This window comes from Faecalibacterium sp. I2-3-92 (assembly GCF_023347315.1).
Lineage (GTDB): Bacteria > Bacillota > Clostridia > Oscillospirales > Ruminococcaceae > Faecalibacterium > Faecalibacterium duncaniae.
This window is the reverse complement of record NZ_CP094470.1, coordinates 952,807-964,661: the sequence shown is the minus strand read 5'-3', so window position 1 is coordinate 964,661 and position 11,855 is coordinate 952,807. Positions and strand designations below refer to the sequence as shown.

15 protein-coding genes, 2 tRNA genes and 1 pseudogene are annotated in these 11,855 nt (G+C 49.8%); 3 read left to right on the top strand and 15 right to left on the bottom strand.

Going from position 1 to position 11,855, the window contains the following annotated elements:
* Positions 1-10: 10 nt before the first annotated feature.
* The 4 genes from MTP42_RS04580 to MTP42_RS04565 all read right to left on the bottom strand — a co-directional run bounded on the left by MTP42_RS04580 (position 11) and on the right by MTP42_RS04565 (position 1,483).
* Positions 11-331, bottom strand: coding sequence for a type II toxin-antitoxin system RelE/ParE family toxin (locus MTP42_RS04580; protein ID WP_015537812.1), 321 nt, complete (start codon positions 329-331; stop codon positions 11-13).
* Positions 328-621, bottom strand: coding sequence for a type II toxin-antitoxin system RelB/DinJ family antitoxin (locus MTP42_RS04575; RefSeq protein WP_442899451.1), 294 nt, complete (start codon positions 619-621; stop codon positions 328-330). Before MTP42_RS04575 ends, MTP42_RS04580 begins: the two co-directional genes overlap by 4 nt.
* Positions 622-744: 123 nt before the next feature.
* Entirely contained in the window at positions 745-1,176 is a 432-nt protein-coding gene (locus MTP42_RS04570; protein ID WP_143405465.1) for a hypothetical protein, read from the bottom strand.
* Between the two features lie 58 nt (positions 1,177-1,234).
* Positions 1,235-1,483 (bottom strand): hypothetical protein, encoded by a 249-nt coding sequence (locus tag MTP42_RS04565; RefSeq protein WP_097791371.1) that lies wholly within the window; start codon positions 1,481-1,483, stop codon positions 1,235-1,237.
* A 149-nt stretch (positions 1,484-1,632) separates the two neighbouring features.
* Here MTP42_RS04565 and MTP42_RS04560 point away from each other — a divergent pair.
* A pseudogene (locus MTP42_RS04560) lies at positions 1,633-1,821 on the top strand (DUF6061 family protein); the annotation flags it as partial.
* A 72-nt stretch (positions 1,822-1,893) separates the two neighbouring features.
* On the opposite strand, the gene MTP42_RS04555 reads toward MTP42_RS04560, so the two are convergent.
* From MTP42_RS04555 to MTP42_RS04525, 7 genes are all read right to left on the bottom strand, one after another.
* Positions 1,894-2,433, bottom strand: a complete 540-nt coding sequence (locus tag MTP42_RS04555; RefSeq protein WP_112091226.1) for a hypothetical protein — start codon at positions 2,431-2,433, stop codon at positions 1,894-1,896.
* Positions 2,430-2,840: a hypothetical protein gene (locus tag MTP42_RS04550; RefSeq protein WP_249258063.1), complete on the bottom strand. Its 411-nt coding sequence runs from the start codon at positions 2,838-2,840 to the stop codon at positions 2,430-2,432. Before MTP42_RS04550 ends, MTP42_RS04555 begins: the two co-directional genes overlap by 4 nt.
* A gap of 2 nt (positions 2,841-2,842) precedes the next feature.
* A complete protein-coding gene (locus MTP42_RS04545) occupies positions 2,843-3,826 on the bottom strand; it encodes a hypothetical protein (RefSeq protein WP_249258062.1) in 984 nt (327 codons plus the stop codon).
* A 147-nt stretch (positions 3,827-3,973) separates the two neighbouring features.
* Entirely contained in the window at positions 3,974-4,663 is a 690-nt protein-coding gene (locus MTP42_RS04540; protein ID WP_249258061.1) for a DUF4367 domain-containing protein, read from the bottom strand.
* Positions 4,656-5,186 (bottom strand): RNA polymerase sigma factor, encoded by a 531-nt coding sequence (locus MTP42_RS04535; protein ID WP_249258060.1) that lies wholly within the window; start codon positions 5,184-5,186, stop codon positions 4,656-4,658. The genes MTP42_RS04540 and MTP42_RS04535 overlap by 8 nt, the downstream gene beginning before the upstream one ends.
* A 64-nt stretch (positions 5,187-5,250) precedes the next feature.
* On the bottom strand, positions 5,251-5,916 hold the full coding sequence (locus tag MTP42_RS04530; protein WP_249258059.1) for a sigma-70 family RNA polymerase sigma factor: 666 nt from the start codon (positions 5,914-5,916) through the stop codon (positions 5,251-5,253).
* Positions 5,900-6,730 carry a helix-turn-helix domain-containing protein gene (locus MTP42_RS04525; RefSeq protein WP_249258058.1) on the bottom strand — a complete coding sequence of 277 codons (831 nt, stop codon included), beginning with the start codon at positions 6,728-6,730 and terminating at the stop codon, positions 5,900-5,902. Before MTP42_RS04525 ends, MTP42_RS04530 begins: the two co-directional genes overlap by 17 nt.
* A gap of 685 nt (positions 6,731-7,415) precedes the next feature.
* Between MTP42_RS04525 and MTP42_RS04520 the strand changes: the two genes are divergently transcribed.
* On the top strand, positions 7,416-8,681 hold the full coding sequence (locus MTP42_RS04520) for a plasmid recombination protein (protein ID WP_249258057.1): 1,266 nt from the start codon (positions 7,416-7,418) through the stop codon (positions 8,679-8,681).
* A gap of 17 nt (positions 8,682-8,698) precedes the next feature.
* Entirely contained in the window at positions 8,699-8,875 is a 177-nt protein-coding gene (locus MTP42_RS04515) for a hypothetical protein (RefSeq protein WP_223387700.1), read from the top strand.
* 98 nt (positions 8,876-8,973) lie between these two features.
* Here the strand turns inward: MTP42_RS04515 and MTP42_RS04510 are convergent, their stop codons facing one another.
* The 4 genes from MTP42_RS04510 to glmS all read right to left on the bottom strand — a co-directional run bounded on the left by MTP42_RS04510 (position 8,974) and on the right by glmS (position 11,610).
* Positions 8,974-9,225, bottom strand: coding sequence for a DUF6061 family protein (locus tag MTP42_RS04510; protein ID WP_249258056.1), 252 nt, complete (start codon positions 9,223-9,225; stop codon positions 8,974-8,976).
* 152 nt (positions 9,226-9,377) lie between these two features.
* Positions 9,378-9,463, bottom strand: a tRNA-Tyr gene (locus MTP42_RS04505).
* 185 nt (positions 9,464-9,648) lie between these two features.
* Positions 9,649-9,723 (bottom strand) — tRNA-Thr (locus tag MTP42_RS04500).
* A gap of 66 nt (positions 9,724-9,789) precedes the next feature.
* Positions 9,790-11,610, bottom strand: coding sequence for a glutamine--fructose-6-phosphate transaminase (isomerizing) (gene glmS / locus MTP42_RS04495; protein ID WP_249258055.1), 1,821 nt, complete (start codon positions 11,608-11,610; stop codon positions 9,790-9,792).
* Positions 11,611-11,855 lie beyond the last annotated feature (245 nt).

The window sequence follows — 11,855 nt, the reverse complement described above, 5'->3', positions numbered from 1 at the left end:
AACACCCCTTTCACTTCATTCTCCGCAGGCGGCGCACAAGGTCGGATGCGCTGTACAGCACACGAGCCACCGAAACAGCATCCTCGCCCACAATGTAGAACACCGAGTAGTTGTCCACCAGCATCTGCCGCAGCCCTTGAGTGCGCTCCGGCTCGCTCTCTACCAGCGCACAGCGTTCCGGCAGGATGTTCAGCGACTGGATGGCTTCTGCAATGCGGTTATACTGCCCCATAGCCGTGTCAGGCTCCAACAGACGGTCAGCAATATAGCTGTAAATCTGCTCCATATCGCTGAGGGCTGCATGGGAAATTTTTACGTCATACTGCTTCATCTGTGCTGTTCCCCGAACTGTGCGAATGCGCTTGCGGCATCCACGGTATCACCGTTCTGAATCTCCTTGATGCCCACCTGCAAGGCTGCATGAAGCTGGTCATCGGTCATGGTGTCAGCGTTCAGAGCCGCAGGAGCCTTCGGCAGGGACAGAGAGAAGGGAATGCCGCCCGTCAGAGTGATTTGGCGCAGGTACATATCAATGGCGGTTGCCATCGGGATGCCGAGCTGCTTCAGTACATCTTCGGCTTGCTGTTTGACGGTAGGGTTGACACGAAGGTTAAGTGTCATTGTTTTTTCCATGGTTATCACCTCGGCCTTATTGTAACGTATTTTGCGTTGCAAATCAACAACTCCCAAACTTATAATTAAATTTCTCCATATTGCACAACATAACTTCAGGTTCTCCGACTTCTAAAATTTTGCTTCATACCAATACCAATGTGCTGCAATTCGTTCAGTATATTGTGTATTATCACCTTCTGATTCTGCCCACGACCATCCATTTCCACTTTTTACAAACTCAACCGGAACATCTTGAAAGCCATGTGGTTCATCATCTTCAGAATAGTAAAAGCCCTTATATGTAGTACTCGGAATGAGCCCGAAAGAGCCTGTACAAAATTCCACCATATCATCTGCGTAATAATATACTTTCCATCCATTCCACTCTAGCGGTCCCATTGGATGTTCTTCTATCACTTTCCGCGCATAGTTTGTCAGCTCATCCTGATTTCGCAGTACATAAGACTGGATGGATTTTTTGCTAAATGGCCGAACAATCAACGCCGTAGCTACAGCAATACACCCTAGTGCGGTCAAAAGTCCAATGCAAATTCTTTTCATGTTTTTCTCCAGTCAACTGAAAACATATCACGCTGTAAGAACTATGATATCGCAGACTTTACTTTAGCGTGTGTACAATATGCAGTGCCATATCTGCATTTTCTTTGTCTACAAATATCTCTGTGATATACTTTGGTTTTATACCTAGAGTTCCAATTCTTGCCTGATCGAACGTATTACGCCGATTGACATCTTTAGTTTTGCAATAGAACTTGATTCCCGCAGCCGCCAACGCATCCGTGATGCGACTGCCTTGGTAGGGATCAGAAACGGTTGCGACTTGCGATTTGAAAAACTGCTCTAGCATAAAAGGATCTCCTATATACACTCTAAAAGAAATCTCTTGCGTTTCTTACTGGAATAACGAAATTTAAGCCCAATTTATTTCGTTTGTCTACAAAATTTTTCAAAATCGTATAGCTGCACATAAATTCATGGAAAATTTGTTGCATAATCACAGTTTTGTTTATCTGCATCGCTATTGAGGACGAATACGGCAATACTCCAACGCAGCGGGCGGAACTGGACTGGCTGCTCTACAACAAGCCCTTGGAGTATGCTCAGCTTGTGCTGGGTGGTGAGATTGAGCATTATCTCTCACTCAGCTGTGACCATGGCAGATTTAGAGGATTGACCTTTAATTAAAATATCCAAGGCAAAACAACAGCCCTCTACTTGCAGTCGTTGCAAATAGAGGGCTCATGGTTAGTTAGTAGTTCAACCTATTATGGTAACCATCTGAAAATACTGATACTGGTATTCATCTTCTAATACCGCCTGCATTTCTTCCATGTATAGCGGGTCTTTCAACAGTTTGGGATGAAATGCTCGCTCTCTCCAGAGTCGGACTCCAATTTCGGGAAAAAAATATTCCGTTCCCAGTTGCAAGTCCTTTTCGTTGCAAATAACGTTGTCCTTTTTCATTAAGCTATCAATAATACACTCGGCGGCTGTATTAAACATATCCATCCCGAACAATTTTATTGATGCCACTTTAGACAAATCACGCTGGATGCCGATTTCAGCAGCTTTTCCGTTCCGATACTGCACAAGAAAGAACGAATCATTATCCATATATCGTCCGGTTATCAAATTAGGGTCATCGGTTTCCGCACAACATTCCATTTGCATTGCTTCATCAGAAGAATTCGACCACTGTTTCTTCATTTGTAGAAGAGCATTTTCTAATTCATCTGATGTCATGCCTAATTTTAATTGTCCAATTCCAATATGTGGTTCAATAATTATCTCTTTCATAACAAAACCTTATACCAAAAAGTGAGCCATACAAATGCAGCAGTTGCACATATCATCAGAACCAGTAGTATCGTACTTGCAAGTTTTTTCTCAATGGAAACTTTCTGATTTTCGCACAAGACAATTTGCTGAAGATTGTGAAATTCGGCTTCGCTGACATTTCCATTTAACGCTTTCCATGTATTGCGGCGTTCTGTAACCAGCAAGAAATCAGACAGCATTTCCATAAAAATGACGGCGAAAAATGCCAGAGAAAAGAACCACATACCGCTCCATTGGCTTGCTGTCAAAGTATCTCGGAGCGTTGCCGGTTTCAAGGACTGTACCGCAATGACATAAAGTACGGTACTTTGTTCACAGTTGTTCTCCTTAATCTGCTGGCACCTATACACCGTTATTCCCATCATGTCTAAAAGCGAATTGATTTTGCAATTTCCAATGCCTGGCTTTCCGACACAGAACTTGCTTCAAGTTCAATTGCAACAAAGCATTCTTTCTCGTTATCATAAGCGAGAACGCCTAAATTGTTTACTGGTTCTGAATTTGCACCATCTTGAAAAATTACCGTTGTAAGTGCAGTCGTTCCGCGTTCCGTGGTTTGTATCACATCGTATTTATTATCCGTGTCAAACCTGTAAACCGATCCTAGCCGAAGTGCAGAGTAAACAATCTGCACGGAATCTCTATCACCTTCATATGGCTCATAGGTACTGTATCCAACCGCGCCAACCAACACATGATTTTTGTCATAAATATCATATACTGGATAAGACGGATTCAGGCTTGCAAGAACAAGCGGTTTATTATCAGCACGTTGCGTTTGTTCTCTCTTTTGAATTTTCCACCCTTGCGGAAGTTCGATTGAAATAACACTGCTCGCTTGTCCTGATTCTTCAGGTTGAAATTCAATTTGCCGATTTGGTTTCTCCTTGTTTTCAGCTTGTTCTCCTAAAATATCTGATGCGATTTGTCCATATTCTTTATCAGTGGTGATGGATTCCAGATACTGATAAATCGTATTTCTTTCTTCATCCGACCCACTATAGGGAAGCTCTGTTTTTATGCCGGATAAAACAAGCTGCTGAAAGTCTTTATCATTCATCAGTTTGTCATATTTCAACACATACAGTGTGTCTTGAGGGAATTTGATAAGGCGATTTGTCAACACCGAAAAGCAATCTTCTGTATACCCACCATCCGATTCTTTAAGCTTTTGCAGTACTTGGCTTGTGCTGGCATTTTCAAGATTAGATAAAAATTCCTGCTCGCTTGTCACCGATGTCGATATAGGAGAGTTCATAGAAGTTGAAGAGGATACTTTTGTTGAGCAAGCTGACAATCCTATGATTGTCGCAACCGAAATTGCAATGAAGCTCCTTTTCATATAGAACATACACCTCCCGTTTGTTTCCATCAGAAGCTTTTACTTAGACAACGCAGCAACCAACACATTTGTTGCAGGATTTTCCAAATTTGTTTACTTAAACAAAAATCCATACTCGCATTTGTGCTCATCTACAAATATCTAGGCATTTTGCTGTTAACAAATACTTTCTGCAACCTTCATCAACTCATCCAATGAACCATCGCCCATAATTGTGCAGGAAACACCAGCATCCTCCCAAATCAAAATATAACAGGTGACCTGCCCCGGAATCTCACTTGTTCCAAGTGTTGCTTCCTTATCTCCAATCTTTACAGTTGTATAAACGGTATGTTCATTATCGAATGTTTCAATCTGTCCGTATGCGGTTATAATTGAACAATCCACAAAATAGATTTCTCCGGCAGCATTAACATACGCATGAGAGAATGTTTCCTTTTTATCATAGCCTTGCGTATAGTCACGCCAAAATCCGACTTGTACATAATGTTCACTATACGCATCGGGAAGCTGCTCCAACGGTTCGCCGTCCACTTGATACGTCAGCTGCATCTCAATGGGCAGAAATTTTTGAATCATCGTATAGACTGCCCTGCGGAAATCTGCACTTACTGCAAGCGCGCCGAGAGTTAAAATTACCAGCGTCAGGACCGTAATAAGCACTCGTTTCAGCACAGGGCGGTGTTTATGCAACGCCGCTTGCAGGCGAGCATCCCATCGGGACGTGTCCGGGTAGCGTTCCTTAAGCTGGGCCGGACTTGGCAGCTCATCCAGCTCTTTTTGTGCATCTGCACGGAGTGCCATCATCAATGCAGCATCAAAAGAAACTTCTGCTCTCTCACTCATGGCTGTTCAACTCCTTCCACAATAGTTTTCTTCCACGGAAAAGCCGCATCCGAACCACTTCATCCGTCAGTCCAAGCGATTCGGCAATCTCCCGGTTGGTGTAGCCCATTGCCAAAAGACGTAGTGGGGCACGATACATTGGTTTCATCTGTCCGATCAGTTCTGTCAGGTGTTGGATGTTATCGGTGCTGACTACTGCATCATCCGGCACCGGGGCATCATCTGGCACGTCTGGGATTTCTTCTAATGGTTCTTCTCGCTGCTTGCGAAGCATATCGTATGCACGGCTTCTACTACAACTAACGAGATAAGCGGCGAGTTCGTGACAGTTTTCTCGATGAATTTTAGAAAAATTTTTGGCAACGTACAAAAACACCTCTTGCAGTACATCTTCTGCCAGATACGAATCGCCCATAATTTTGTAAGCAGTATGGTAGACCAGCCGCTTGTAGGTATTGTATACATCTACAAATTGTTCTTCACCGCTCTGGTCATCCAGAACTGCCAGATACATTGCCAGCATTTTCGCTCACATCCCTCTTATCGGGAGGAATTATGTCAATTTGACACAATTCCTCTCTGCCCATTCAGATAAACCACCACGGCAGTTCCAGCCACAGGTTATCCATAGCTTGTTCCTCCGTCTTTTTGGCGCGGCCTTTCGTCAGGTGAAAGTATATCGCCGTGCCGATCAGCGGATGTTCCTCGCCATCGGTGAAGCCATAGCGGTACAGCAGATAGGTCTGCTCCCGTTGGGTCAGCCGTTTCAGGCCATCGTACAGTTCCCGGCGCGATTCCTGCTCTTCCATAATACTCTGCGGCTGCATGGCGTAGGGGTCGGCTATGGCTTCAATGCGCCGCAGTTGTTCCTCTCCCGGCAGAACATCGTCCAGCGAAACGCGCTGGTAGCAGACGCCGTCCTTATCCTCCGTCACCATCCGCTGCTCAAAAGCAGTAAAGGCATCCCGAACCATGTCCATCATGGCGTTGCGGATGGCAGGAGCAGCATAGGTCAGGAACTTCATGCCGCGCGCTGCATCGAACTTCGGCACGGCTTTCCATAAGCCAAAGCTGCCCGCTTGTTTCAAATCGTCCGTGTCAAGGATCAGGCCGGACTGTGCCAGATTCATGCTGCGGAAAAGGTCATTTGCCACCTTGCCAATAAAGGACTTGTTGTTGTCGATCAGGCTGTCCAGTGCGGCAGCATCGCCTTTCTGTGCCAGCGCACAAAGCCGTTCATTCGTCTGCTTCATGGGCGTTTTCCTGCTCTGCGGCAGACTGCAAGATTCCCAGCAGACCGCTCCGCAGCTGTTCCAGTGCTTCCGGCGTGGCTCCTTCCATACCCGAAACGCTGTCCAACATTGCATCTGTCAACTGCTCTGCCGTAATCGTTGGGTGCTGCACATCCTGCCCTTTGGTCAATTCGGTGAACATCTTCTCTGCCACTTTCTTGCTCATGGCTTCCTGTTCGGCGTAATGGCTCCCGATGTCCTTTTTGATTTCCTTGACCGTTGCCATGAAGTACATCTCAATGTCATCAAGGTCACCTTGGTATACTGGCTTTCTCCGAAGGCTGATGTCCTTTGCGGCTTTGGCTGCTTCCGGGGTCTTGACCCTTGTACGCAGCAGGGTGCTCAATGTCGTGAGCATGGCGTTCTGTGCTGCGATGCCGGAAGCAAAGGTATCATCAAAATACTGCGATATGCGGTAAGTAAGCTCTGCGAAGCGAGCGTTTTCCAACAGCAGGTTGACCACCTCTGTATTGACACGTCCTGTGTAGAGGTTCTTTGCGGCTTCTACGGACAAGCCTAACTCGGCAATGTCGTAGTTCTTGCGGTCGGGAATGTTGGTTTCTCCCAGCAGAAAATCCGTGGACACGTTGAACAGCCTTGCAATTTTCAGCACCTGCTCATGGGTCAGGGTTCCCTTTGCACCGCTGATAAAGCGGCTGATGGTGCTCTTGGAGCAGCCGATTTCCTTGGCAAGCTCCGGTTGGCTGATGTTGTGCTCTTTCATCAAGTCCGCAAGACGGATGTTGGATGGTGCAGGCAGATATTCCTGTGCCATGTGGTCGGCCCTCCTTTTTGAGCTTTTTCCTCATTATAATACGCTCTGCCGTTTTGTTCAATATACGGTTACCTCTCCGCCCTTGCTGTTGCAGTCCTGCAACCAGTGAGGGCATTTTTCTTTTTCCGTTGCAGTTCTGCCGTTTTTTCGCCTTTTCTGCAAAATTTTCCGTATATTCAGGCACAAGGCAAAAAAACACCAGAGTTCCCACTTTGGGGTACTCTGGTGCAGTACATAACATCGCCCTGCCCGGTGGCCGCAGGGTGCGGGGCTTTGTGGGCATCGAGCCGCTTGTCCACCCCTGTCCATAAAAAGTGCATTTTTTCACGGAAGAAGTTCGTACAACCTGTACGGTCTGTACTTGTACGCACCCGTACGGCAAATTGAAGCAAATACAAACGTGTTATCGTTTGTATTTCAGATTTCTGTACGCCGTACAGACCGTACAGGTTATTTGAAGTCCGTACGCAATTTTTCAGATGCGTACGGAGCAATCAAGTTCGCATTGTGCGAACTTGATCGTAGCTCTCCCGCAGGAGACGTTCCCCCTCGGAGAGTCCTCGAAGAGCCCACTACACTTTGCAGCCCATAGGGATGAAAGTGTCATAGTGGGTTATTACACTTCCGGGGAAGTGCATCTCCGTCCTCGTCACCTCTCGATGAACCTTGAAAGGAGGGATGCCCTTTGGCAAGAAACGATGGCGTTGACCGCACCAGTGTCCGGAATCTCGCCGTTTCGGACAAGGCCGTTGGCAACACCCAGCAGCACAATGAGCGTGAAAAGGACAGTTATCGGAACCCCGATATTATCCCCCAGCGCGCTGCATGGAACGTCCACTTCAAAAAGCCTACCGCTAGCTACACCGACCTGTTCGCCCAACTGGAAACCGCTGGTACGATTTCCACGCGCGGCTTGAAGCCGGATGCCACCCATTATTGCGAGCTTGTCTTTGATGTCAACTCGGCCTATTTTGACAATCACGGTGGCTACGAGTTCGCCAAACAGTTCTATGAGGATGCCTACAAAGCAGCCGTTCAAATCGTGGGTGGTGAGCAGTATATCCTCTCGGCAGTCATGCACGCCGATGAGATCAACCGTGCCATGACCGAAGCACTAGGCCGCGAAGTTTACCACTACCACCTCCATGTGGTCTATGTACCTGTGGTGGAAAAGCAGATCCTGTGGTCGAAACGCTGCAAGGACAAGGCACTGGTCGGAACAGTCAAGGAGACCGTCATGCAGGTCAGCCGGAGCAAGAAGTGGGCATCCAAGCCCCTGCTGGACGATGCCGGAAAGCCTGTGCTGCAAAAGAACGGCAAGCCAGTCCTGAAGAAGTCGTACAGCGTCCTGCAAGACGATTTCTTCAACTATATGCGTACTGCCGGGTACACGGATGTGGAGCGCGGTGAGCGCGGCAGCACCGAAGAACACCTGACCGTCACCCAGTTCAAAGTCCAGCGGGAGCAGGAACGGCTGGACACCCTGACCACCCAAGCCGACCAGCAGGCACAGTCGCTTGCCAAAACCAGTCAGACCCTCTCCAAAAAGGAGAAGGAACTTGCCGCTGTGCAGAAAAAGGCCACGCTCACGAAAGAAGCCCTCATTCATGCGCGCGATCTGGATTATATCGGCAAGCGCACCTTCCTCGGCAACTACTCGCTGACCGAAGAAGAATTTTCCAAACTGAAAAAACAGGCTGACCACGGCTATATGATGGACGTGGAGAACCGTCGCTTGAAAGAAGAACTTTCCACCGCCAAGAAAGAGGCCGTTCGTTGGAACAACAAGTACCACGACCTGTGGTACGATGTAAAGCCCTATCTGGATGCTCTCCACCGTGCTCCTGAACTGGTGCGCGGTTTTCTGGAAAAGATTCTTGCCCCCAAGCAGGAGCGCACCATGAATGTGCCGCAGAAAAACCGCAAGCGTGGTCAGGATATGGAACTTTGAGTTTCGGAGGATACTATTTGAACAAAAAGAAGAAGTCAAACAAATCCGGCTACCCGGATGAAGCAATCAAGACCCTTGCGCGTTGCTTTTATCCCTCCATGGTTGAGTTTTTCAACAGTGAGGAAGGCCAGCGTGAATATGAGGAATGGCTGAAAGAGCAGGAAGCTCTGCAAGCCTTGCCTGTTGCAGCATAAAAACAGCAGGACGCTTCCAGTAAAGGGAACGCCCTGCCTTATATAGATGTATCTCACCGAGGTGTGTCCAGTTGGGCACACCTCTTATTTTTTTGCCCTTAATCTTCTAAGCCATGGCTCCCAGTTGTATTCTTCAAATATTCCTCCGGGTCACCATTCAGAATCAAATCGGCATAGCCCAGCGGGTCATTATAGATAAGGTAGTCCAATTCGGTCTGCTGTGCCATGGTCACATCCAACGCATCCTCGACCCCGGTGCAGTCGATGGAGATTTTTCTCCCGTCCCGGAGCAGCAGTTCCACGCAGCCAGTGTCCATATTAAACTTGCAGGCTCTTTCATCGTACTTCATAATCATACCCTCCAAATCTTGTTATTGGCTTACGGTCTATGACAAGGTATCGGAGTTTTGCGCCGTCCACAGGAACCTTCGTTGTTGTACCCGAAGAAAACGAAAAATCCGAACCCTTCTCCAATCGGAAACAGGTTCGGATTTTTCTTGTTTGGTGGGCGCGGGTGGATTCGAACCACCGAAGCTGAAAAGCAGCAGATTTACAGTCTGTCCCCATTGGCCACTCGGGAACACGCCCATATCCTATTTGCAGTCATCTCTGACTGCCTGTATATTTTATCATCTGAAGTGGCATTTGTCAACTACTTTTTCCACGGATTTTCTCTTTTTCTGTCGTTCTCTATTTTCCTGCGTTTTACCGCAATAAAAGCACTTTCTATAACAGCAAAAGACCCCAAAACGTTTTCCGTTTTGAGGTCTTTTTGGAGCTGGTGACAGGAGTTGAACCTGCAACCCACTGATTACAAATCAGTTGCGCTGCCATTGCGCCACACCAGCATCTGTTACCTAGATAGTATACCACCAGCGGGCGGGTTTGGCAAGGCTTGATTTCTGATTCTACGGTTATTCCACGGTCACGCTCTTGGCGAGATTGCGGGGTTTATCCACATCACAGCCGCGCAGAACAGCCATATAGTAGGCAAACAGCTGCAGCGGAACGATGAGCTGCAGGGGCATCAGCAGGTCATCGTAGTCATCCAGACGCACCACATAGTCGGCCACGCCATCGGGCACCACGGCATCCCGGGTGGTGAAGAGCAGGACTTTTGCGCCGCGGCTCTTGGTCTCCTTGGCGTTGGAGATGGTCTTTTCGTAGACCTGCTTCTGGGTGGCAAGGGCGATCACCGGCACGCCGTCTGTTACCAGACTGATGGTGCCATGCTTGAGTTCACCCGCCGCATAAGCATCCGAGTGGACATAGCTGATCTCCTTCAGCTTCAGGCTGCCCTCCAGCGAGAGCGAATAGTCGAACCCGCGGCCGATGAAGAAGCAGCTCTGGGTATTGACGAAACGGCTGGCCAGATACTTGATCTGCTCACAATCGGCCAGGCGGGGCTTGATGACCTCCCCGGCCCGGAGCAGCTCTGCCGTCAGGCGGCGGATCTCGGCATCGGTCTGCATTCCCCGGGCGTAAGCCAGCCGCAGGGCGAACAGGTAGAGCACGCACATCTGCACCATGTAGGCCTTGGTGGAGGCCACGGCGATCTCAGGGCCGGCATAGGTGTACATGACATAGTCCGCCGCGCGAGCAATGCTGCTGCCCACCACGTTCACAATGGCCAGCACCGGCACGCCCCGGCTCTTGGCCAGCTTGAGGGCGGCCAGCGTATCGCTGGTCTCGCCCGACTGGCTGATGATGATGACCAGATCCTCCGGCCGCAGGATGGGGTTCCGGTAGCGGAACTCGCTGGCGATCTCCACCTGTGCAGGCACCCGGGCCAGCGCCTCGATGGCAGCCTTGCCCACCATGCCCGCGTGCATGGCCGTGCCGCAGCCCACCAGATGCACCGTACCGATGCGGCGCAGCCGCTCATCCGTCAGCTCAGGAACGCGCAGGTCGGGCAGACCGTTCTCCACACGGGGGCTCACCGTGGCCATGATGGCCGCAGGCTGTTCGTTGATCTCCTTCAGCATGAAGTGCGGGTAGCCGCCCTTTTCAGCGGCTTCCTGATCCCAGTTGGCGGTCAGAACCTCCCGCTCCACCGGCTCCGCGAACTCATTGTAGAAGCGGATGCCGTCGGCGTTCACCACCGCCATGTCCCCCTCTTCCAGCACGCTGTACCGGCGGGTATATTTCAGCAGCGCCGGGATATCCGACGCAATAAAGCTTTCCTCTTCGCCCCAGCCCACGATGAGCGGGCTCTCCCGCTTGACCGCGAATAGGGTATCCGGGAAATCCCGGAACAGAACAGCCAGCGCATAACTGCCCCGCACCATGGCCAGGGCGGCGCGCAGGGCTTTGAGGGGCTCTCCCTCATAACAGCTATCGATGAGCTTGACCAGGACCTCGGTGTCGGTCTCGCTCTCAAAGGTATAGCCCTTGGCCATGAGCCGCTCCTTCAGCACACCATAGTTCTCGATGATGCCGTTGTGGACGATGCTCACCCGGGGCGTGGAATGCGGGTGGCTGTTCACATCGCTGGGCTCCCCGTGGGTCGCCCACCGGGTGTGGCCGATGCCGCAGCCGCTCCGGGCCAGAGCCTCCACCGCCAGCCGCTTGCGCAGCTCAGCCAGACGGCCCTTGCTCTTGACCACCCGGATGCCGCCCTCCAAAGCCAGGGCCACACCGGCGGAATCATAGCCGCGGTACTCCAGCTTTTCCAGACCATCCAGCAAAACATCCTGTGCATTCCGTTTTCCAACATAACCAACAATGCCACACATACAAAACACCTCCATGCCGACAGCCCGGCGCAAAAAACGCGCGCAGCACAGCTGTCAGCCTCCTGTAACAGTTTATGTTCTTGTATGGCTTTCTTTGAGGGAATCTGTTACGGTATCACTGCCGATTTTTGCCCCTCTCTGCGGCTGGTATAGCCCATGGTCAGCCGGAGAAACATCCGCCGAATTTTTCGATGATTCCTCTCCTCGTCACCCTCACGGCTGTCACCCGTGTGGCCCGGCGCTTT